17 protein-coding genes are annotated in these 23,874 nt (G+C 49.2%); 6 read left to right on the top strand and 11 right to left on the bottom strand.

Features of this window, described 5'->3' with window-relative positions:
* Nucleotides 1-86 precede the first annotated feature (86 nt).
* The gene (locus tag ACFVQB_RS20905) at nt 87-635 is read right to left on the bottom strand and encodes a hypothetical protein (protein WP_379443386.1); all 549 of its coding nucleotides are present in this window, start codon (nt 633-635) and stop codon (nt 87-89) included.
* Nucleotides 636-1,505: 870 nt separating this feature from the next.
* On the opposite strand from ACFVQB_RS20905, the gene ACFVQB_RS20900 reads away from it, so the two are divergent.
* On the top strand, nt 1,506-1,718 hold the full coding sequence (locus ACFVQB_RS20900) for a sulfurtransferase (protein WP_379444437.1): 213 nt from the start codon (nt 1,506-1,508) through the stop codon (nt 1,716-1,718).
* 133 nt (nt 1,719-1,851) lie between these two features.
* On the opposite strand, the gene ACFVQB_RS20895 is transcribed toward ACFVQB_RS20900, so the two are convergent.
* On the bottom strand, nt 1,852-2,892 hold the full coding sequence (locus ACFVQB_RS20895; protein WP_379443384.1) for an NAD(P)/FAD-dependent oxidoreductase: 1,041 nt from the start codon (nt 2,890-2,892) through the stop codon (nt 1,852-1,854).
* Between the two features lie 425 nt (nt 2,893-3,317).
* Complete coding sequence (locus tag ACFVQB_RS20890) at nt 3,318-5,432, bottom strand: bacterio-opsin activator (RefSeq protein ID WP_379443382.1); 2,115 nt, start codon at nt 5,430-5,432, stop codon at nt 3,318-3,320.
* A 138-nt stretch (nt 5,433-5,570) separates the two neighbouring features.
* On the opposite strand from ACFVQB_RS20890, the gene ACFVQB_RS20885 reads away from it, so the two are divergent.
* From ACFVQB_RS20885 to ACFVQB_RS20875, 3 genes are read left to right on the top strand one after another with little or no spacing between them, the layout of a single operon-like run.
* Nucleotides 5,571-6,161, top strand: coding sequence for a glycosyltransferase family 2 protein (locus tag ACFVQB_RS20885; RefSeq protein WP_379443379.1), 591 nt, complete (start codon nt 5,571-5,573; stop codon nt 6,159-6,161).
* Complete coding sequence (locus tag ACFVQB_RS20880; protein WP_379443376.1) at nt 6,091-7,371, top strand: glycosyltransferase; 1,281 nt, start codon at nt 6,091-6,093, stop codon at nt 7,369-7,371. The genes ACFVQB_RS20885 and ACFVQB_RS20880 overlap by 71 nt, the downstream gene beginning before the upstream one ends.
* The gene (locus ACFVQB_RS20875; RefSeq protein ID WP_379443374.1) at nt 7,364-8,812 is read left to right on the top strand and encodes an S-layer homology domain-containing protein; all 1,449 of its coding nucleotides are present in this window, start codon (nt 7,364-7,366) and stop codon (nt 8,810-8,812) included. Before ACFVQB_RS20880 ends, ACFVQB_RS20875 begins: the two co-directional genes overlap by 8 nt.
* A gap of 114 nt (nt 8,813-8,926) precedes the next feature.
* Here ACFVQB_RS20875 and ACFVQB_RS20870 read toward each other — a convergent pair whose 3' ends face one another.
* Nucleotides 8,927-9,481: an NAD(P)H-dependent oxidoreductase gene (locus tag ACFVQB_RS20870; protein WP_379443372.1), complete on the bottom strand. Its 555-nt coding sequence runs from the start codon at nt 9,479-9,481 to the stop codon at nt 8,927-8,929.
* A gap of 435 nt (nt 9,482-9,916) precedes the next feature.
* Between ACFVQB_RS20870 and ACFVQB_RS20865 the strand changes: the two genes are divergently transcribed.
* Together ACFVQB_RS20865 and ACFVQB_RS20860 are read left to right on the top strand one after the other, a co-directional pair.
* On the top strand, nt 9,917-10,279 hold the full coding sequence (locus ACFVQB_RS20865; protein ID WP_379443369.1) for a winged helix-turn-helix transcriptional regulator: 363 nt from the start codon (nt 9,917-9,919) through the stop codon (nt 10,277-10,279).
* A gap of 46 nt (nt 10,280-10,325) precedes the next feature.
* Nucleotides 10,326-11,045, top strand: coding sequence for an SDR family NAD(P)-dependent oxidoreductase (locus tag ACFVQB_RS20860; RefSeq protein ID WP_379443367.1), 720 nt, complete (start codon nt 10,326-10,328; stop codon nt 11,043-11,045).
* Between the two features lie 440 nt (nt 11,046-11,485).
* Here the strand turns inward: ACFVQB_RS20860 and nagZ are convergent, their stop codons facing one another.
* The 7 genes from nagZ to ACFVQB_RS20825 are packed head-to-tail and all read right to left on the bottom strand — an operon-like array spanning nt 11,486 to nt 22,715.
* Nucleotides 11,486-14,920: a beta-N-acetylhexosaminidase gene (nagZ, locus tag ACFVQB_RS20855; protein WP_379443364.1), complete on the bottom strand. Its 3,435-nt coding sequence runs from the start codon at nt 14,918-14,920 to the stop codon at nt 11,486-11,488.
* A 10-nt stretch (nt 14,921-14,930) separates the two neighbouring features.
* Nucleotides 14,931-16,094: an N-acetylglucosamine-6-phosphate deacetylase gene (locus tag ACFVQB_RS20850; protein ID WP_379443362.1), complete on the bottom strand. Its 1,164-nt coding sequence runs from the start codon at nt 16,092-16,094 to the stop codon at nt 14,931-14,933.
* Nucleotides 16,091-16,873, bottom strand: coding sequence for a glucosamine-6-phosphate deaminase (locus ACFVQB_RS20845; RefSeq protein ID WP_379443360.1), 783 nt, complete (start codon nt 16,871-16,873; stop codon nt 16,091-16,093). The genes ACFVQB_RS20850 and ACFVQB_RS20845 overlap by 4 nt, the downstream gene beginning before the upstream one ends.
* 39 nt (nt 16,874-16,912) lie before the next feature.
* Complete coding sequence (locus ACFVQB_RS20840; protein WP_379443357.1) at nt 16,913-19,189, bottom strand: Ig-like domain-containing protein; 2,277 nt, start codon at nt 19,187-19,189, stop codon at nt 16,913-16,915.
* A 59-nt stretch (nt 19,190-19,248) separates the two neighbouring features.
* On the bottom strand, nt 19,249-20,808 hold the full coding sequence (locus ACFVQB_RS20835; protein WP_379443354.1) for an extracellular solute-binding protein: 1,560 nt from the start codon (nt 20,806-20,808) through the stop codon (nt 19,249-19,251).
* 55 nt (nt 20,809-20,863) lie between these two features.
* The gene (locus ACFVQB_RS20830; protein WP_379443352.1) at nt 20,864-21,733 is read right to left on the bottom strand and encodes a carbohydrate ABC transporter permease; all 870 of its coding nucleotides are present in this window, start codon (nt 21,731-21,733) and stop codon (nt 20,864-20,866) included.
* 13 nt (nt 21,734-21,746) lie between these two features.
* A complete protein-coding gene (locus tag ACFVQB_RS20825; protein WP_379443350.1) occupies nt 21,747-22,715 on the bottom strand; it encodes an ABC transporter permease in 969 nt (322 codons plus the stop codon).
* Between the last annotated feature and the right edge of the window lie 1,159 nt (nt 22,716-23,874).

The raw sequence follows: 23,874 nt of genomic DNA, 5'->3' as shown, positions 1-23,874 counted from the left end.
ATAATACCAATACTTGATGATTTCAACGATCATTCCTCCACTAACTCTTCAACTCGCTGATTCACATCCATGTTCAGTATTAAGAGCTAGTGATTAATTTCTTTCTGTAATACGATCATTAAATCATATATTAAGGTAAAGTTATCTATTGATGTCCCAGCGTGCCTTGCTAAAATGTTTATTTCATCTTGAGAATACGTCTCTTTAAAGTATTTATCTAAATATATTTCAAAGACAAACCATGCGTCTGTTATTTGCTTAACTTCATACTCGTTAAAACACAAGGCTAAATTCTCAGAAGAAATATAATGCTTATATTCAAGAGTGCTCAAATTTTTGTGAATTTCCATACCATCGGAGTATGTAATTGCCTTTAAAATATTATCGCTTCTTTTCATTAATACTTTTATATATTGATATTTTAGCGAATTCCTGTACATTTTTTTCTCTTCTTCTTTGTTATCAGATATTGATTGGTTTAATAGAAAGGTTTGCTCTGTTAAATCTACAGTTTTAACCGCGGCTTCGGAAGCTTTGTTAGTTGACTTATAAACAAAAAAAGACAATATCAAAGTTGCCAAAGCATTTACCACTGAAATCCACTCAGATGAATTTAGGTTTCTAATCCACTCCACTATATTCCCTCCAAAATTTGATACGAAATACGAACAAAAGAGAAACACCCCAGTCATATGCCGCTGTGCGTTTCATTCTCGCCCGAATTCCACAATACAAATATATCATGTCTAAAGTCCAATGAAGAGCCATCATATAGCCATAATTCGGTCAATTATCGGCCACTACTTTTTCATTAAACGACTATTTGGATATCTTTATTATGTGCGGCGATTTTTAACATCCGCTTCTTTCTTTTCTGCAAGCAACTTCTCGTGCTCAGCATAGGCAATATCTATGCATTCTTTTAAGCTTATAATCCACTGATATCTTAGAAAAAAAACTACGAATCCCGTTAATAACATTCCTATAATTATTAGTAACACTTTCCCTTGCGCTTCTTGGAGCATCGTTAATTCCTTGGTGAATTTCAATGCATCTTCTGAGATTGCTTTTTATAAATACTTTGCCTTTTCATCTACACTTTCAATCGGTTCTAACACTTCTTTATATATATATTCTTGACTCGTGTTCCCAATCTGAGGCCTTTAAACTTTGTCCTAAATAAAAAACGGTAGGCGACAAGATAGCTGATAACACAAAAGTGACGATAACCCAAACAAGGTTAATTTGCTTGGCTGTCTCAGCTTGAGCATTAATTCCACTCTTAATCACACCCAATTCAACCAAGTCAGGATGTGTCTCTTTAATCTTTCTTTTTAGTTGAAGTGAAGTATTCAAACTAATTGCTCAAAGACCTCTAAAAAAACTGCCTGTTGCACCATGTACTTTCAACAAGTAACTACCTGCACTATAATGTTTAAACTTCATGTAACTCCCCATTTTATATATTTATCGGTAAAATAGGAAGATAACAATAGGCCGGACATATTCCGGGGGGCGATGAAACTATTTTTTGGAAAGATGTGCTGGATGCAGAAGGACGCTGGACGGGAGTTGGAGCGTTAGAAGAACGTTTCAGCAAGCTGGACAAAGATGGTGCAATCATCGTGTATTGTGGCTCCGGCGTCTCCGCCTGCCCGAATGTGATTGCACTGGAAGAGGCCGGATATAAGAATGTAAAGCTGTATTCCGGAAGCTGAAGCGACTGGATTTCTTACAGTGAGAATTCTATTGCAACGGGGGAAGAGTAGAAGAATTAAGCAGATATACAGTAGGTAATATATGAGTACATCGGTCATGTGGCGATGTACTCTTTTTCTTTTTCGTGTGGTCCTAAAATCGGGAGAGTCGACAAGGGTCTAATTCACTTCTTAATTCTTGATCGATAATTTCACTTGCAGCCAAACGTGCAATCAGCGGAGCCAGCGTAATTGCAGAATGCATCACCGTCAGATAAAGTCCCTTTATGTGATCCTGGAAGCCCACGATTGGATAGCCGTCTTCAGGCATAGGTCTCTGCCCGACCTTTATGCTTTCCAGTTCCAGTTGAGTTCCGCCCTTCAGACTGCGACGTAACGTGTCGAATGCTCGCTTACCCACAGCCTCTGGTCCGTTTTCCTCCGACTCGTCGATATAATCTTCCGCAGCCAGCAGCGTATAATCTGTCAGTTGACGCGCTTCGAATTGCGCATTTGAGATCAATGTATGGATCAGTTTATCCGCCGTTTTCATCCGAATCAGAATGGAAGGCGACATCGTTACCGGCACAGAACAACCTAACGGGTTGCAAAGTTCAGGTATACTTGTGCCTGCGGCCATTATCACGACATCCGACTCCAGAAAACCTTTGGACGTATGGACTCCGACCAGGCGGGAGTCTTCTTGCTGCAGCTGTATAACGTTGGTACCGAATTGAACCTTTGCTCCGTACTCCTGCGCTTTGTTCAACAACAGCTCCGTTAACACTATAGGATCTACTGCACCTTCTTCGCTTACATACATCGCTTCATCCGGATATTCCTTCAGATTCGGCTCCAATGCCTCAAGCTGCTCCCGGTTTAATTTTTGAAAGTGGAGTTGCTCCCTTAGGGGCGGAATGTCCCAAGTCAGCGCTCCATGCCAATGAATTTTCAATTCGGGGATCTCCTGTTGAAGCGCATGATATTCATCCAAAGCTGCATCGTACAAATGCCAGTATTCGGGAGCCACTTCATGAGAAGTATGTATCCAGGCAAAAGATTTATCCGTGACTTCACACGCCGCGGCGGGGTGTCGTTCAATAAGGGTTACAACTTGATTTCGTTTGGCCAGATGATAGGCCATGGACGCCCCGACAATCCCAGCGCCAATAATCACAATTTTTTGTTTATTCAATAATGACTCCTCCTTTTCAGCCTATTCTAACATAAACGTTGTGATAATCAGATGTTATAACATATGAGGGGAGCTGGAGCGACTCGAATAGTTGTACGGAGAATCCGGTTGATGCTAAAGAGGACTAACGTGAAATCAAGTACTCTAGCCAACAATGCCGCAATTTCAGCCACTGTCGTTTCAATCCAATTGACTGCAATGTGAAGTAGAACGGACAAGATGTGCACTGTATACCAGACGAAGCCTGCGATCCGAACTGAATAGCGCTATGTTCTCCTGGTGTGCTCACACATAGACAGGAACCACTCGCCATGATTGGCAAGAGGTCCCTGTTTCTCTATCACTACTGTTAAGCTTCAAGGATGTCGGAGAGATATTATCCAACATCCAACTGGATAGACACCTGTTCCATCGCAGTGCAGACCTTACTCTTTCGAATCTGTCCAAGCCTGTGTGAAGGCATAGCCCATATGCTGGAATCCCTGCCGTATATGGCGGTAGAAGGTCGCACGACTCATATGGAAGGCTTCGATCAACTGCGATTGGCGGAGGTTCTTCTGAAGGTAGCTTTCCCTAAGGATGCGCTGTTCTAATTCTGTAAGTGGATATCGCGGCTTCTCTTCCGTGAGCAAGCGCAGAATCAGCTCCCTTGCCGACGTTGGCCTACACCCTGCCGCCTGCAGAGAGGGGATTGCTTCCAAAACCGAGTCATCGTACATATGCCGGACCATTTGCTTCATCTCACTCCAGGGAACGGCACGCAGCGCCCCCGCCTCCACTCGTCCGCTATCGTGCATGCTCTGTTTCAACAATCGTTTGACCCATATCTCGAACGTGATTTGGCGAAAATCCAGCTCCCATAACGTTATCTGCTCTCCCCCGCTGCGTCTAGATGGTACTCGCTCATCCGGAATATGGCCTTCTCTCTCGAAGCCCAATTGCGAGAGGAGTGTGCCAAGTTGCGGGTCTGCCGCAGGGATGATCGCACGCAGGCCGTTTGCCGTATCAACGAGCCAGTTCTGGAACAGCATGGCCCCCAGCTCCTCCGGGCGATAATACGGCTGCTCCACATCCACCGCGGCCAGCAATACACATACCGTATCTCCATCACGTCGCGCATCATACCCCGTATTATCAACATCAACTCCTTTGGACAACAGTTCAGCCAGTTCAGACGCATAACGTTTGAGCAACGGCCATGTCCGTTCGTTTAGCGACAATCCCGCGCAGAACGCCAACGGTACGCCGTCGTTGTTTCGAATTAAGCGCAGGCCCTCGGGGGCAACGCGTGCAATATCGTCCAGCAATGCATGATGCTGCCCACTCTCCACCAGCTCTGATTGCCAATCGGATCTTGCCAGTGAGGACTCCAGATAGCGGTGCAGCAGGGGCAGTTCGTCCGAATTCAAGGAGGCTTGCTGCTCATAATGCTGCTGACGCATGCCAGAAAAATCAGCATAGGCGTGCACGGCAGGCAGCTGTTCCCGGTACAGCTCCAGCACATGCGTTGCGATCTGCATCTGCCGCAGCTTGCTTGCTTCTGGATATTTCTCAGCCAGCAGTTCCAATATCCTGGAACGCATGGATTGATACTGTCCGGGGTCGCGCTTTTCATAATCCTCGCGAAGTATACAGGAGACCAACTGATGGAGACTCAAGCCGTCCACTTCCCTTCGGACACAGGATAGTCTGCCTAGATCCATATACTCCGAGGCTGTCAGCGGCTTTTCCAGCAGCTGATTGAGGATCGTCTGATCAGCGGAAGGGAGCAAGGACAGCACCTGCAAAGCCTCTACCATCCAAGGCAAAGCCGCTTCCTTCAAAAACTCCGCGCTCAGTATGCCCGGAAGCTGTGACAACCGCGGTTCCCCGTCTTGTCGCCGAAGCATGTCGACTGTCAGTGCAAGCAGCAGTGGATGACCGCTTGTCCGGTACTCAAGCTCCCGTTGCACGGAAACAGGCAATCCACTTGCCTGCACGTAATCAAACACCTCTTTGCGGGAGAACAACTCCAACGGGAAACTATCGATTCGGTGTCCCCATATCGGATTCGCCTGCCACGTAACGGGCAGACCGATCCGTGAAGCAAATACGAACAGACACTGTGCTCCAGCCAGTCTTGGAAGGAAGCTGGACAGCAGCCAGCTTTCGATCCGTTCCGGATTTTCACAGTTATCCATCAGGAGCACCGTTCGTTGTCCCGTCAATTCCTCTAAGACATGTGCAAGCTGGGGCACGTCTGCGCCGCGCACTCGGCCATACTCCACCTCCAGGCTCATTTCCAGATGCGTCAAAAACGCCCCTGGCGTCTGCATGGAGATTCTTCCATCCATCCAGATTGTCCGCACACCAGCCGTTCTTGCCACATGGGCAAGCTCGGTGAGAAGCGTCGTTTTTCCAATGCCTCCGATCCCGGAGACGGAAAAGACCCGCGATTCGGCCTTCGACAAGTTTAACCAGCTGGCGAAATCCTGCTTTTCCCGGGCGAATCCGATGATTCGAGCTGCATAATCATTTTGGTTAACCGATAGCGGGTACATGCTGCGCTTATACCTCTTTCTCTTAAAGTTGAGACTAAAATGAGACCTCACGTTTTCTCTAGTATACTATACTATTTTATACACAAAGAGACTTTCATAGGTTACTAACCTTCGTTCCAGATTGGAGTCCTACCTTACATGCAAACATCGGGGGTTGCAATGAACGCTTCAATTATTCTCTACGCTCGTAACGCTCACCTTCTCCAGTATTGTGTGAAAAGCATCCAGCTTCACACTCCCTATCCTTATGAACTCATCGTAATCAATGAACTTGATGATGAGACAGTCCTGGAACCTTTTCAGGGAATGCCGGAATTTCGTAGTTTGACTTGGCCTACTGGACTCCATACTGAGGAAGCCTTTCAGATCGGTGCATCTGTCGCATCGGGAGACATACTGGTATTGATGCATGATTATGTTGCCGTAACCAGTCACTGGCTGAATGACTTGGTTGGAATTTTGGAGCACGATACCAAACTGTCGATCGTTAGCCCCATCATTACTGACGTTGATATTACACATCCATTGGACCAGGCCAATCTTCAATTGGATTCGCTTTATAAGCTCGCAAGAGGTAGGCGTGCTGTCCAATCACATGGGGTGCAATGGGTGGACGAGCTTGAAGGACCACTTCTGGTAGTAAAAAAAAGGCCGTTCATTGAACGTTCCCACAGGAAATCAGCATCGCCGGGACACCAGGGAGAGGCATGCTGTCTTTCATGCGAATGAATTGCCGAAAGGGCATCGACTTGCTATTGCCCAAGATTCCATGGTCATCAACCTTCTTCCATACATAGACCAACCAAGCTTTCAGGATGCAAAGCTCACTTCGTTAATGGATCGTCAGCCCACCATCAGTCTGTGCATGATTGTTAAGAACGAGGAAAAGACACTTGCCCGATGTTTAGCCAGCGTGGCGCATCTAGTTGACGAGATTATCATTGTTGACACCGGATCGACCGACTTGACCAAAAAGATCGCCGCCACATTCACCAACAATGTTCATAATTTTGAGTGGGTGGATGATTTTGCCAAAGCTCGAAATTACTCGTTTAGCCTGGCTACCATGGATTATGTGTTTTGGCTGGATGCCGATGACGTGCTTCTGCCTGATGACGCTGCCTTGCTGCAGAAAGAATTATTGAAGCTCACACATGACATTGATGGAATATCCCTGCCTTATCATTTGTCGCGTGACGAAGAAGGTAATGTTAACAGCAGTCTTCGCAGAAACCGGATTGTCAAACGGGAAAGATCCTTTTCATGGGTTGGGCAGGTTCATGAATATCTGGATGTGTCCGGAACGACCCTCGAATGGCTTCCCGCCGTTACGCACATCCGCGAGCATTCGGAAACTGACAGAAACCTGCTTATCTATGAGGAGCGTGAAAAACGCCTTGAGCCGTTTTCGGCAAGAGACCTTTTTTATTACGGTAGTGAGCTTAGCGACCACAACTTATGGGAAAGGGCCATAGAGCAATATGATCGATTCCTCGAAAGAGAAGATGGTTGGATAGAGGATCGGATCGCTGCTTGCGGCCGTTCGGCAGATGGCCACCATGCCTTGGGGAGAATTCAGGATGCGAAAAAAATGGTGCTCCAATCGTTCATGTATGCTTCCCCAAGAGCCGAAGATTGCTGCAGACTGGGTTTTTACCACATCGAAGAAGGTGATTATACAGGTGCTATTAGCTGGTACCAACAGGCGCTGCACATTCCTCCTTTCATGAAAACATCGGGATTGCAAATTTCCGGGTGCCGAACCTGGGTACCACATCTACAGCTATGCGTCTGTTATAGCCACCTCCAAATGGATGATTTGGCCTGCTTGCATAATGAAAAGGCCGCAGACTTCGTTCCCAACCATCCAAGTGTGTTAAACAACAAACTTTGGTTTGAACAAAAAATAAATGAAGGTAGGGTTCTTGTAAATGAATGAAAAGGTCCTCCGCAAGGAGATTCGGAAAGAAAAGCGGAATACTCGTCAATATATCACAATGAATCAAAAAATCTCCAAAACGCTATTAGCCGTAGGGGCTGTTTCTTCTATTGGCAGTCCGTTTATGGGATTGGGTGTACAGAAGGCGCTTGCTGCCGAAGAAGCATCGCCTCGTTTTCTGGACGTCCCTCCAACCTCCTGGGCCTATCCGTCCATTATGAAGCTAAATGCAATGGGAATCGTCAGTGGCGGTAAAGACGGATTGTTCTATCCGGACCGGAACTCTACCAAGGAGGAAGCGACCATCATCGCGTTGAGGCTGCTTGGCTTGGATGCTCCTCCAACCAATCTTAGCCCGTCGACATTTTCATCCAGCAGTTGGGCAGAAGATTGGATTGCACTCGCGGTAGAACGCAGTCTGATCCTGCCCGAAGAAGAGCAGATCGGTTCCGAAAATTGGGGGCAATCCCCAGCTACCCGGGAATGGTTGATGAAATTGATTGTTCGCGCCGTAGGCATGAACGCCGAGGTCATCCAATCCGCTACGACTGCATCCTGGTTTACGGACATTTCAAAAGTGTCTCCCTCCAATACTGGTTATGTAAATGCAGCCACCGAGCTAGGGATCGTGAGTGGCTATGATGATGGAACATTCAGACCAACGTTGACCGTTACTCGTCAGGAATTGGCCGTGATGATCGCGCGGGCTGAGCTCTACTCCACTCAAACGGATAAGGTTTTCCGCGGCATGCTCGTTCGACTCTCTTCCAATGACATCACCTTATTGTCTGATGAAGGGGAAAGCATCCATTTCACTTTGGACGCCAATGCCGTGATCAATGGAGAATATTTGAACCCGGGACAGTTACTCGCTGTTGTCCACAATGGAAATTCCGCTTTCTATCTGGAACCAAGCGCGAGCCTGTCATTCATCGACAAGCAGAATCAGCAGGCCCAGGAAAGCTGGCTGCAGTCCATTTTCCAAAACATCGTGAAATTCGATACAGCACAAGCCCCAACCTATAAAAAATATCAGGTACTCACATACGAAGGCAGTACTTATGTCGCGCTGACTACTTCACCTAAAGGTCTGCCTGACAATTCAACGGATTATATGATTCTGGCGGCCGCTGGTGCAAAAGGCGCTAAGGGTGATATCGGCGCAAGGGGAGCCGACGGATCTTCGGGTGCTGCTGGTATTGCAGGTGCTGCTGGTATTGCAGGTGCTGCAGGTATTGCAGGTGCTGCAGGTGCTACTGGAGCGACTGGTGCTACAGGTGTGACGGGAGCACAGGGCATTCAGGGAGTTACTGGGGCAACGGGTGCTACTGGAGCCACTGGTCCAACCGGACCTCAGGGCGTTCAAGGAATTCAGGGAGTTACTGGAGCCACTGGCCCTACCGGACCTCAAGGGCCCGCTGGAACGAACGGTACCCCATAATTATAAAACGGAATTACTCGAATTAACCACAATATACACCAAAAGCCCGCGTACCAAGCGGGCTTTTGGACATACCTATTTATCATACCCCAGTAGTTATTGAAAGTAGATTTCTTAAATTGATAGATTCCCAACTGCCTTCTGATATTCATAGATATAACGGATATAATCATGTGCACTTTGGTTAATTTCTTCATCGGTAGCTTGAAATGAGGCACCAAAGACTGCAAAATACGGTAACGCTACGGCGCCAACATGATTTATGCTGGCTTTGAAAGGCGTAACCACCTCATCTACGGTAAAGGACACTGAGCCGCCCCGCGTGTAATTTTCCTTCTTATCACCAATCGACATAGCCAAGCCTATCTTTTTCCCATGCAGCTTATTACCTGTTGATCCATACGCCCATCCGTAAGTAAACACATCATCTAACCACTTTTTCAACAAAGGCGGATAGCTGTACCAATACAATGGAAACTGCAAAATAATATGGTCAAATGCCTCCATCAATTTCTGTTCTCTGGAAACATCGATGTTCCAGTCAGGATAGGCTTTATAAATCTCATGAATTGTAATATCGCTTGAGTGTTGCAGCAACTCCTCTTTCCAGCGTTGATTCACTCTTGAAACTTCAATATTCGGATGTGCCAAAATGACAAGTGTTTTCATGATTAACATTCCTTTCTATATAAATTGAAACTAAAGAATATTTACACTTGCCACTCCGATGACAGAACAACCTTCCGATCGCTGTTATCCCCAGATTTTTTTGATTCCCTTTTCAAAGGGAATCAAAAAAATCTGGGGATAAAGGCGAAGCGTATGCTTCCGATGCAGCTTTCTTTCAGAAAGCTTTTAGCTCCGCTTCTTCAGGTTATTTCTGTCCTCTCCGTTCTCGTGTAAATGTTTTGTTCAATTTATAGGGTTCAGCTATAGGCTTTTTTTCGAATATGGCCATTATCATATAAGCCTGAAAAAAAGAAAATACACACCCGAAAGTAAGATGGTTACTTCAAAGTGTGTATGGACTTCATCAGCCATATTGTGAGAAAATGAATAGTTATACCACATCAACAAGATGTAACATGAACGAGGTGATATGTCATGAAGCAATATAACCTGGGAATCGAAGCGACACTCGAAATTATTGGCGGCAAATGGAAAGCGCTAATCATATGTTTATTAATATCTGGTGCGAAAAGGACAGGCGAGTTGCAGCGCAGTATAGACGGTATCTCGCAAAAGGTCCTGATCCAGCAATTACGCGAGCTTGAGAGGGATGGCCTTGTCAGAAGACATGTGTACCAACAGATGCCGCCTAAAGTTGAATACAGTCTTACGGAGTATGGAGTTACCGCCAATAAGATTGTGGATGTAATGTGTACATGGGGACGGGAAAATATATCATTAAGGCAACAACGAGGAGAAGAAATTATACTATTGGAAAATAAAGAGCCTGCTTTTTGAGCTGGTACCCATAAACTGACACTTTAAAAAAGAAGGAGCATTTCAATTGAAAACCTATCTCGTATTCGGCGCCAGCAAAGGATTAGGAGATGCATTTGTGAGGGGCGTGCCCGAGCAAGGCGATAAAGTATGGGTAGTGTCTCGAACGGAACCTGATAATTTGAAGCTTAACGATGGTGTAGAACGAATATGGATACAGGCAGATCTGTCTGATCTCAATGCAGCCACACTTGTAATCGATAAACTCCAGAACGAGGCACTGGATGTTCTCATTTACAATGTAGGCATTTGGGAAAAAGAGGGGTTTGAGGACCACTATACGTTCGATAAGGACAACCCTGCCGACATCAGTAATCTGATTCATGTGAATGTAACATCCGCTATTGTATGCATTCAGGCATTATTGCCCCATCTCAGACAGTCCACAGCTGGCAAAATAATTCTTATCGGCTCAACTGCAGGTCTAAGCAATGCAAACAGTAGCCAGGTTTCTTTTGTAGCCTCCAAATTTGCAATTCGAGGCATTACGGAGGCCTTGAGAGAACATACAAGACACGACAGGATCGCGGTTACGTGTATTAACCCGGGTGAGCTTGCAGCCGAAGTTCCATATAAAGATGGCATTGACCGCGCTCTTTCCGAATATAATGGTACACGCATCCCTCTTCAGGACATGGTTTCTATCGTAAAATGCATCGTCAGCCTGTCCAAAGCATCCTGTGTAAAAGAGATCAATATTCCGGCGATCACGGATATAAACGCATAATCAAAATTACAACGGGATTACTAAAGAACCTCCAAGTCAACCAGAGAAAAACAAACACAAAGAGCGCGTTCATAACGTGCTCTTTGTGCTGCCCCTATGGCGGTGAACGTTCTATAAACAGCATAGGGATGGCTTTCATTCACTTCTTTTTTCAACCTCGTGACTATACTTTAGTCTTGTTCCTACTGGGCTAGAGTCTTGGACAAAAACTGGGCTGGAGTTTGTTCTGATCAGGATAGATCCACTGTTATACTGCAAAGCGACATACATATTTTACTTAAAGGAGCTATTACAATGAGAACAAATTTTAGCACCAACCCTAACACAGTAGCGGGGGTTGTTGTGAGATTGAAGTTTGACAAGTGCATGCGAGCTTTCTTTTGAGCTTTTGAGTTTTTGGATAATTTCATTGCCCTGTTGACCAGCTCATCACTGACAAGTCACTTTGAGTCTGCCATGCACTCCACCAGTGCCCGCAGTGAATAATCGGAGGTTGAGCACAGCAATATGCTTCCGGCTGTCTGCGGCAGTGCGGCATCATCATAGGGATTGCGCAGCACCAGATTCAGCAGTGGCTTAACCGCAGCCAAGGCCTCAGCCAGTGCCAGCTGACCTTTGAACAGATGGGCATTAAGGGTGCCCTGGATAACGACATCCGCATCAACAGCTTGCTGTACCAAGGACTCTATCTGCTTGGCATCCGGCTTCATTGCGCAGTAGCGCGTCTCCACAGCTAAACCTTCATCCTTCAGCAGGGAGGCCAGCCTGATCTCGGCAGAGCCACTATTATCGGCCTGGGTCAGCTGCTCCTGCTGCGGCAGAATCAGCAAATATTTCAACGAATCCTTGAGTGGCAGCAGGCCCCGCGGGTCCCGGCTGACTTTCACGGTCATCCGAGCCAGCTTCAGTGCCGCATCCGCCCATTGCTCTCTGGGAATCGGCTGTGCAGCCGCTCGATACTGCTGGAATTGGTCATACAACTGCCGAATACGAAGAACCGACTCGTCGATTCGCGCCTCGTTGATGCGCCCATCCCGTACAGCAGCCTGAATACCCGCGATGACCCGACTCTGAAACTCCGGCGTATGGCACATCAGGATCATATCGTTCCCCGCCTGAACGGCCAGAACCCCCACATCTTCTGGGCTGAAATTTTTACGAATTGCCCCCATTTCGATATCATCGGTGCAGATCACCCCCGCAAAGCCCAACTGCTTCCGAAGCATTTCCGTGGCAAAAAATGGACTGAGTGAGGCCGGAAGTCCGCCGGATTCCGGAATGTTGGGAAATACCAGATGCCCCATCATGATTGAATCCGCCCCGGCTTCAATCGCCTCAACAAAAGGAAGCAACGGCCCCTCCATCAGCTGTTCAAGCGTTAGTTCACATTCAGGCAGAACAATATGCGAGTCCCCACTCACTTGCCCGTGTCCGGGAAAATGCTTTGCCGTCACGGCCACACCTGCTTCATGCATCCCCTGAATATAGGCTCGGCCGAACCGGGCCACCAGCTGCGGGTCCTCTCCAAAGGAGCGAACACCCACAACCGGATTATCTATATTCGTGTTCACATCCAGCACAGGTGCCCAGTTTATGGGAATGTCAAGGGAGTGCAGCTCACTGCCAATGATTTTACCGAGCAAATGAGCGGCTTCCGGATCTTCACTTAATCCGACGGCCCGGTTGCCAGGGACATAGGGAAAAAAGGACTTAAACTTGGACAAGGTGCCACCCTCTTCATCTACCGAAACATAATAAGGCATAGGGCTGCCGTTATCTCCGGCTATGTTCCTCACTTCTGCAAGCAGCGCATGTATCTGTTGCTCGCTCTCAATATTATGGGGAAAGATGCCGATGCCCCCGAATCGGTGCTGTGCCATTCTGCCGCGAAACTCCGGCTCGGCCCAAGTCGATGGGGTGCCTACTACGCACATCATGGCTATTTTGTCGTCCAGACTCATTGCCGTCAGATCGGCTTGTGGCTGAATTGCATTCAGACCCAGTTCTTGATAAAGCGTTCGCTCCAGATAATCGTGCAGATAGAACCTGGATTTCACAAAATGCTCTGCCATATCAGAGGGCTGGTAACGCTCCAGCGCAGCCTTCATCCGAGGGAGGACACCCTCACGCCCGCGACGGTTTCTCGTATAATTGTTATTGAGTGAGCGCCACTCCGCATCGTCTCCGGGATACAGCTCCCAGCGGTAGGCATACTTATGGATCGCCCGCGAACGGTCTGTCGCCACCTCAAAATCATGCATGATCGTGATCAGCTCCGCTTCTTCCTTATGCTCGCGCACTTCGTCCATCAGCTTCCAGATTACATCATAATAATCCTCTACCCTGTAATTGCCGAGAAGGTTATGTCCGGTAACAGGATCAATACCATGAAACCGTTCCAGAAACCGGTCGATGAAGGTTGTGGTATCCGCCTTGCGGTTCCAGGCCAAATCCGCATGCAGCAGCATGGGGTACCAGGTGGTTTCAAAAATACCATACGGAACACCGAGGCTGAAAGGCCCCGTCCAGTTGGTCGCAACCACACAGCCAAGATTCAGCTTGTCGGCCGTCTCTGCCCACTGAAGCAAGTTGTCTGTCCGGTTCAGCAGCACAGGATAATTCTGATGCTCAGCCCAGTCAAAGCTGCGGACTGCTGGCGCTCCCATTACTTCAATGCCGAGCGACCTGAATTTATCCGCATGCGAAGTAACCTCCGCTTCGATATTGCGACCGTTGTAAATCCAGATCATGGCGGCACTTCGCTTATCCAGCTTAGCGAGTTCCTCTGGTGGACATTTCTCCAGCATGTCATGCCAGAAAATTGGCTGTTTCCCCAGTTCTGCCGTAAATGCAATCAGACGGTTTAAAAAGGCGATAAAAGCTCGTTCCCGCACGCCTCCAAACTCGATTTTGCAGCGTTCGCATTCGCATAGGCTATAGACCTCGTCACAGCCGAGGTGGATATAACGCGAATCCGGGTGGGCGTCGATCATCTCCTCGAGTAAAGTGGTTATCAACCCAAAGGTTTCCGGATGCGATGGGCAGATCTCCCCGGTGGACTGCTCTGTCTCGCGAAGATGCCGCCAACCTTCGTGGCGTAATACATATTCCAGATGTCCAAAGCTCTGCTGGAGCGGAACAATCTCTATAAAGTGCTCGTGGGCGTTCCGCTTCAGTTCTTCCAGTTGTGAACGACTTAACGCATGCTGTGGATGTGCGAACTCGGGATGCGACTGAAATGGGAACTTATCCTCGTATTCAATCAAAATCGCGTTTGTCTTATAACGGGCGAATTCAGCCAAATACCCCGTCAGCAGTTCCGGCTTCGAGAACGTCTGACGCAGGTCCAAGTTCATTGCCCGCAAAGGTGTATCCGGCCAGTCGGTGATGGACACCGCCGGGATGACACCATCCCCTCCAAGCAGTTGTACCAATGTCTGCAATCCATAAAAAAGACCCGCCGCATCCTGTGCGTAGACTTCAACCCTTCCGGCCGACACCTCCAGCTTATACCCTTGTGGACGTCCGTCCAGCCCAGTCAGATCCGTTCTGTCTTGTTGAATGAACGAACTGGGACCTGGGTTGACCGGGCTCTTCTGTTGTGCTCCCAGGACTTTATGCACTGCATCGGCTTCATGCTCCTCATCAACTACCTGCTGCGCTTCCTGCTCTGAGAGACGTCCGATTACTAGTAAATAACCCTTTTCTATTCTGGAGCATGTATATTCCATCCCCGGAAATACCCGGCGGCAATGAATTTCTAATCTGAGTTCATCCTGTTCCATGAAAAGACTCAATCTTTCCTCGCCATTCAGTCGCAAGGCTTCTCCCTCGGTCGCTGCAATCTGCTTCGGTTGCGGTATCAAGCTCTGCATCGCTCTCCCCCTATTCTCGGCTCTGTGGACTGATCTGGCCATTCTTCCAGCACTGCAAAACACTTAACTTTCCACCATCCATGTTGAAGCTAACGATATCCGCGGGCGCACCGACCTCAAGTCCTGCAGCCTGTTCAAGCCCAAGCAGCCGGGCCGGATGCACCGATGCACAGTCCCAGGCATCGGGAAGCCCGCACAACCCCGTTTCCACAAGATACCCCACCTGATCCGGCAGCATCATCGCCGAGCCAGCCAACAGCTCCGGCTGGCCGGCAAGGTGCAACCGACCTTCCGCCGTCAATACCACATCTCCGCCGATATGCAGGTGGTAGGAACCTGGCGGCATACCGCTCAGCGAGACGGCATCGCTGACCAGAATGGCGCGATTCCGTTTCATCCGGAGAATTACGGCCAGCACGGACAGCGGAAGATGATGACCATCCGCTATCATGCACCCATACAGCTCATCGGCCGCCAGCTGTTCCCACAGGTAGTTCGGATGACGCGGAAGCATCAGGTGTGCACCATTACCAAGATGTGTAGACATCACTGCTCCTGCGGAGACCGCTTCCCTGATCTGCTCTGGCGTTGCTGCCGTATGTCCAATCGAGACAAGAATGCCGGATTCGCAGCACCGGGCAATAAATGAAGCTGCACCAGGCCACTCCGGGGAAATTGTAATGATGCGAATCAACCCATTGGCGGCATCCTGCCAACGGCTGAGCGCCTCCCAATCAGGCGGAACAATATGCTGCCTTGGGTGGGCGCCGCGTGGGCCATCCTCCGGCGAGAGGAATGGGCCTTCCAAATGAATGCCCACAATTCCCTCGGCCGCATCCCGGTTCAGCCGAACGGCTTTTACAATGGCGGAAGCCGCCTCAGTCATCCGTTCGGAACTGTTCGTAATCAACGTCGGGCAATAGCTTGTAACACCTTGGCTTTGCAGCCTCCGGGTCAGCTGCAATACCGTATCTGGACATAGCGGGGCTGTGTTCAGATCCAGCCCCCATCCGCCGTTCACCTGTAAATCCACAAGTCCAGGCGCAAGCCAGGGCAGGCAATCTACGGAAGGCGACATTTCAAGTTCAGTAACAGCAGTGATACGTCCCTCTCCGACCTCCACTTCAATGGGCAGCCCTGTTCTGTAGTGCTTCCCGATCATTGGCACGCTCACAGGCCGTAGGCTTCCCGGTCTGTGAACATCGTGATTCCGGGATGGGTACGCAGGATGGTAGCAGGACATGCCGTGCTGATCGGATCATGTAAAGCTGCCGCAAGTGCACGCCGCTTGGATGCCCCTGGCACAATCGCGAACAGCTCCCTACCAGCCATCAGCGTTGGCACAGTCAGGGTCAACGCCTCCGCAGGTACATCATCCAGTCGGGCAAAGCACCCATCGTTCACCTGCTGACGGCGACAGGCTTCGTCCAGTTTCACCGCTTTGACGATCCTCGAATCTTCAAAATCGGCAACAGGCGGATCATTGAAGGCGATATGCCCATTCTCTCCGATCCCGAGGCAGACGATATCAATAGGAGCCGCACGCAGCAGGTCCCCATATCTCTGACACTCCTGTTCCACATCATGTAGCCCTTCCAACAGCTCCACCCGCCCAGGCTGCACCCGACTGAACAGCCGATCCGTTAAATACCGGCCAAATCGCTGGGGAGCCGTATCCGCCAGACCCATATATTCATCCATATGAAAGGCACAGACCCTTGACCAATCGATGCCTTGCTCCCGTACCAGACATTCATACAATTCGTTTTGCGAAGGAGCAGCAGCGAACACCATGCGTACCTGTCGCTCCGAATCCTGAAGCAGCTGTCTTAATCGGGCCCCAACCGCAGCCGCAGCCGCTGCCCCCATCTGATCCCGATTGGCATAAACCTGCACAGGCATATGCTCAACGATATGAGTCTTGAGCGGTTCCACCAAGTCATTCACATTCATGTGATTCCTCCTCCTTCAAGCCATTTCTCGCCTGCTTGTTCAATTGCCGGCATTCAGCATCAGCAGTGTTGTATGCGGCGAATCATGACCTGCTGCGTAGTAATAGCCGTTGTAACGGATTCTACGTGGTTCAAAGCCAACCTGTCTGCCCGGTCCCACCGCTTCCGAGACAAGCGTCACGCTTCCATCCACTCCGGTTGTCCCACTGGTGTAACGCCCCGCCGCATAAGTAAATCTCCCCTCGACTTTCGCCCCCGCAAGTACCCCGCCTGTATCATAATCTCTGACCTTCAGAGTGACGGATACTCCTGATCCGCCATAGACCAGATTCATGTCCGTTACAATCAGTGGCGTCAATGTGGTGCTACCGGTGGTCGCCGACACTTCATCGGTGAGTGGCCCGATATTACCGCGCATATCACTAGCTACAATACGGTAGTAATATGTCGTATCCGGCAGCAGTCCCTTGTCCTGGTAATTCAGGGCGCGGGCGAGTCCAACGATATCCGCAGCGACAGGTGTGAACCCCTGCACGGTACTTCGGTATATCACATAGCGTTCCACTTCCATGTTATCCGAAGCCATTCCATAATTCAGATGTACAGTCTGATAATCTGTGGCCTCGATGGAAGGAATCCCTGAAAGTGCCGAGGGGGCTTCCTGGTCATCCGGTGCTGTCCAAACTACTCCGCCTGGCCCCCAATAAGAAGGGAGTGCCCGATAGGAATCATAGTGATGGACGGCAATACCGCCAAAGGCGCTGCTTTGCCCGTAAGCTGCATATACCTTATCCAGCTCGGCTTCCATGTGGATGCGGCCCTCCTCCCAGAAGGTAATGGTCTCAGGGTCGCCGCTATTGGCGATATCCAGCGTTTCCACACCAATCACCACGGAATTCGGCTTGCCGATCTGATCCGCATAAGCCAGCTCTCCAGCAGCCCCGGCAATAATGCCAGCGGAGCCATCCGCCGTATCCCGATAATCCATAATGGAGATATAGTCGGAGATATCCTGAACGTGCTCGGACAGCCATTTGCTGGAGCCGTTCCATACGATATTCGCTGCTTGATCCGATGTGTCATACCACTTGGGCACGGCAGGACCGAACGGAAGCCGAATACCCGCGGTATCCCGGCGACCAATCATCTTTTGCAGGCCATCCAGATATTCCTTCTGCAGGAAATGACTTGGGTCTTTAAAGTCGGGAGAGATATAAGGCTCAATATCCACATTGATTCCGTCAAATTTCTCCGTATCCCCCGCTGCAAGGTTGTAATTGATCACCTGCTCCATTTCCTGCACGGCATGATGGTGATATTTCGCGTAAGCGCCCATATAGGCCGGCGTAGTGCCGCCTGCAATTAACGCATGCACCTGCAAATTTTTGCTGTGCGCCCAACTCACGAAAGAACGCAACTCCACTTCCTGCGCTTCCAGTGCATCGTATCCGGCATAACCGCCCACTGCGAGGTAAAGCGTCTGGACCGGTGTTTGGCCGAATGTCTGCGTATCGGTGATGAATGACTCCAGCACCTGACGCGATCCAGGGTTCAGCAGCAGCTTATAGCTCTCCGGTTCCCAGATCCACATGGCACGCTCCTGTACAGGAAGGGGAACGGCAGTCTCATGCGTCCCGGTTCCAACCTGAGCATACACCGTTGGACTATAACCATAGCGCTCCGGCGCACTGGCCGCTCTGGACTCCAGACTGACCGTGCGATCGCCAAGTCCCGCCGTGTCCCAGGTATATATATACTCAGAGCCTTGCTGAACAGCCTCCTCCCAAGGCCCACGGTTCACCCGAACCTCTACCTGTAAGATCGGCAGAGGCGAGCTGGTCTCGACAGAGATCTCCACCTGACCACTAAGAGACACACCCTCAGATGGCCCCGTGATGGTTACTTCGGGAACAGCACCCACAGGGTTATTAACGGTAAGGATGGCGGGCGCGCCCCATACCCCGTAACGGGTGGACGTATCCAGTCCACGAACCACCAGTTCCACAGTCCCGTTAAAGGCTGAGGTATCCAGCATATAAGACCAGGTGCCGCTGTCATCCCCATCCGGATCATTTAATACCACTTCGAATTGAGCCGTTCCGTCCACAAACAGCCGAATGTCATACAGGTCGGTATAACTGCCTCCAATTTCCACCAGCCCTCCATCCGATACATATCCACCCGCAGGCGCGTCCAGTGAAATTGAACTCGCCGCTTCTGTCTTGCCAGGGACAGCTATTCCAATCGTCACCATACAGATCAACAGAAACAATCCCAGTTTGAATCCGGAGTACACACGCAGATGCTGCTTTTTCATAAGCGAAGCCTCCTTTTGCCATTCTGTAATGGTCTAGGATTCCTGTGTCTTACATTCGCTCACTTCGCGCTCAGCTGAACATTCTGAACACGGTCATACGCTTCCTTATAGGTGTTCAGCAGCTTATCTACCCCAAGATTGTTGATTTCCTCTACATACTTCTCCCAATCCGCCAGACTCCGGGAACCCGTAACAAATTTGGCAAAGCTCTCGTCGCGGTGCTTCTTGATCGCCTGACCGGTAATGGATATGACCTCATTTTCCACTTCTGTAAAAGCAGGTCTTGGCTGCATTGCGGGAGGATCATATTTGATCGCTTCTTCATAGGCATGCTTCAGATCGTCCGAGAACAGCGACAAATGCGCGTTGAAATCAATCCAGGTATAGGTTCCGCTGGTCTGAAGCCCTGTCTGCTTGCGCATTTCAATGACATCGTTATACTCGGGCTTGAACTTGATCGTATCGCCTTCCTTTATAAAGGTCTCGCCCTCTACACCCCAGCTGCTCAGCGTACGTCCTTCCTCGGAATAGAAAAAGTCCATGTACTTCATCACATCATCAATGTTCTTGGAGGTGGATGCCACCGTCAATCCGCCTTCCATATAATGAAAATACGGATTTAGCTGTTTGCCGCCTGAAATGCCTGCTGGAGGGGCCAAAAACTGCATGTTGAACTCTGGATTCTCCTGCTGCATGGCATTATTGAAAAAATCAATCCGGCTGATATAATCAATGGTCACGAATGATTTACCGGTAGAGACCATATCCTGCCACTGCTTGGTTTGCAGTGATAAGAAATCGGGTGGGACCAACCCTTCATCGTAAAAACTTTTCCACATCCCTACCATGGCCTTGTAGTTGTCTTCAGTCGGCCCATAACGCCATTCCTTCTGGTCAAAATCATAGTAGGCACCCTCACCCGTTCCGTAGTTCACCGTCATATTGGCATTCATCTCATCCGGGATCTGACCGTAGCGAATAGATAGCGGATAACTGTCCGGGTATTTCTCCTTCAGCGTCTTCAGCGCCGCATGCAACTCTTCATAAGTTGTTGGAACCTGAATGCCTTCCTTGTCAAAAACATCCTTGCGGTACATCCAGATCATACGATTCGTCTCGCCGAATCCCTGATTGGGGAACATATACATTTTACCGTCGGCAGACAGGGCAGCCTTCGCCTCCTCGGGATACTCCTTCATCCACGCCTTCAGGTTCGGCATATTGTCCATATACTCCATCAGGTCCACCAGCGCGCCCTGCTGCCCAAACTTGTTTGAATCCTTGCGATTAGGCATATACATCAGATCAGGTAGCGCTTTGGAGGCAATCGCCAGGTTCAGGCTCTCATCCAGCTTGCCGGAAGGTGTCTGCACTTCCAGCGTGACGCCTGTCTTTTCCTTCAGCCAGCTCCAGATGGGCCAGCTCTTGGAATAAGGGAATGTGGCATTGTTGTCCAGCAGCGCCGTGAAGGTCTTTTCCGCCCCGGTGGAGTTATCCGTGATTCCAGTTCTGTTCCCCTTGGTATCCGTTTGAGGGTCGGTACCATTGCCACCGCTGCACCCTGCCACCATCGTTAATGCGATCAACAGGGGAAGTATTACCAATTTCCATTTGTCCATAAGCTTCTCTCCCTTAAGCTAAATTTGCGGTGCATTCCTTGTTTGCCTATAGAATTTAGCCTTTGACCGCACCAACCATGGCTCCCTTGACGAAATACTTCTGTACAAACGGATAGATGACCAGAATCGGCAGCGTTGAGACCATGATGGTCGCATACTTAAGCGATTCCTCCACCACCAGATTATCTCCCCCAATGGATGTTACGTCGCCTGAGCTTGCACTACCGGCCAGCACCAGATTACGAAGCAGCACCTGAAGCGGAAACAAATCGGGAGACCTTAGATAGAGCAGCGGGAAGATAAAGTTGTTCCACATACCCACGGCATAGAACAGGGCAATCGTGGCAAAGGATGCCTTGGACAGCGGCACAATAATACGTATGAAAATGCCAATATCGTTCAGACCGTCCATGCGACCCGATTCCTCCAGCTCTTTGGGGATGCCCGAGAAGAACGTGCGCATCAGAATGAGGTTCCAGGTGCTGACTGCCCCCGGGAGAACCATGCCCCAGACAGTGTCCACCAGATTCAGGGAACGGACCACCAGGAAGGTCGGAATCATCCCGCCGCTGAAAAACATTGTAATTACGATTAAGACCGTGAAGCTATTGCGCAGTGCCATGTCCTTTCTGGACAATGCGTAGGCTCCAGTGGAGGTGACCACTAGCGAGATCAGTGTGCCAAGTACGGTATAAATGATTGTATTTCGGTAAGCCGTCCAGATTTGCGGATCACCCAGCACCAATTTGTACATGCTCAGATTAAAACCCTTGGGCCAGAAGGAAATATTGTTTTGGATGACGTTCACGTTGCTGCTGAGGGAAATCGCCAGCATATGAAGGAACGGATAAAGTGTGACCACAACAACGAACAGCAGGATCAGCGATGCCACAACGTTAAACCAGGAAAATCGGGGTGATTTCACGCCACACCTCTTTCTACCATAGACTGGTCTCACTTAATCGGCGGCTGAGCCAGTTGGCCGTATAGATGAAAATCAGACTGATGACTCCCATAAACAAATCAATGGACGCACCATAGCTGAAATTCCCCTGTACCATGCCTACCCTGTAGACATACGTGCTGATGATATCCGCCGTATCGTAGATCGCCGGATTCTGCATCAGGAAGACTTTCTCGAAGCCGATCTCCAGCACTTTGCCGATATTCAGTATCAGCGTTATGACGATGGCGGGAGATATACCGGGCAGTGTGACATGCCAGATTTTGCGCAACCGGCTTGCTCCGTCCATATCCGCGGCTTCATACAACTGCGGATCGATAGCCGTCAGCGCGGCCAAATAAATAATGGTCTCCCAGCCGATATGCTGCCAGATTTCCGACAGGACATAGATGCCCCGGAACAGCCCGGGCTCATTCATGAAATTGATCGGTCCAATGCCGATCCCTGCCAACAAATTGTTAATCAGTCCTCCAGTCGGGGACAGGAACATAATCACCATACTCGCCACGATTACATTCGAGATGAAATGCGGCAGATAGCTGACCGTCTGTACAAAACGCTTGAATGCCGCCCTTCGTACCTCATTAAGCAGAATGGCCAGCAAGATTGGGGCCGGGAAGCCGAATACCAGCTTATACAGTCCCAGCAGAAACGTATTCTTCATCAGCGGCCAAAAATCGGGATTCTCCAGAAACATCCGGTAATATTTGAATCCCACCCAATCGCTGGCCCAAATCCCTTTAAACAGATTGTAATCCTTGAACGTGATGACCAGACCAAACATCGGCGCATAGCGGAAGATCAAATAATACAGGAGGCATGGCAGGAATAGCAGCCATAGCGCCTTGTTCCTGTTCCAGGTTCTGATCAAACGCGACTTCCGCCGAGGCGGCCGGTGCGCTTCTTTTTGCAGTTTGCTTTGCATTACGCCAGCATCAGCCATCGGCATGCCCCCTCTTGCTTAGATGATTGTAATCGACTTGTATGTCAGCTAACTTACCCTGGAAATCCGGGGTTCGTCTCCGAATTATAGCGACAATTCTTTAGAAAGCGCTATCTACATGTTATATAACTTTTCGCCTTCACTCCTTTTTTCCAGATATCCGCGTATAATTCAGTAAAAGTGTATATTGTTTGTGTCAGCTTTATGCCGCTATGATAGGGTTAACCACTCGATCCGGGGCTGTACTCAAGGGGGAATGTCATAATGAAGGGACTGTCTCAAAACACGATTCTAACCTCACTCAATCGGATACTGGACAGCCAACCTGGGCATTATGTACACCAACGTCCGGGGGATGCTCTCTTTTCCCCATTTTGAGAAGGTGAAGGCGTGACCTCAACAAGATCGACAATGGAACTATGAGGAAGATTGCGATACGTGAAAATACGCTGCAATAAAGCAGGCTACTTACGTTCCGATATGAAAGCAAACCAACCACCGGAAGCGGTTATGAAACGAAACTTTGTCCTACAAAAACCCAGACTGCACGGTTTATCTGCTGAAAAGGCGGTGTAAGAAGACAAAAGGAAACTGGGGAATCCAGTTGAGTCTGACCTATCACCAACAGAAACTGGAACGTAGATCTATTTGAAGAGTGAGGAAAACTATAAGCATTGCCATTCGCAGGATGATAGGACTGGAGAGTGAACTTGGGCAATTGAAAACAATTGTGGGTGTAGATGCTTTTTGCTTCGAAGCTAGCTCAAAATGAGCTTAGAGTTCGAAATTTCCCTTGCCCACAATCCGGCTCAAGACGGACGCGAATGGACCGAAAAGCGCGAGTCACAGAGGTGAAACAACCCTCTAACTCGCGCTTCTTTTCGCTTCTTATACATCGATCATTGTCCTATTCCGCATAGAATATTCTTATAATTTGTACATTACGAATTTTGTTGAGCCATCCACCAACATCTTCTATATTAAGAACTTTATACACCATGCAGCATAACTAAACATTCGAACCGACCCGAACCTGTAAGAAGCGGTTGGAGGGGTATTACAGCCCTCTTTCGGCTTTAAATAAGCCTCAACACGCTCGTCGGTTCTGCCTGTGTGTTGAGGCAAAAAACAGTACTACAAGACCGCAAGAGTTTCGTGC

The sequence above is a fragment of the Paenibacillus sp. NPDC057886 genome (assembly GCF_042796655.1).
In the GTDB taxonomy this organism is placed as follows: domain Bacteria; phylum Bacillota; class Bacilli; order Paenibacillales; family Paenibacillaceae; genus Paenibacillus.
This window is presented reverse-complemented; position numbering and strand designations above follow the sequence as displayed.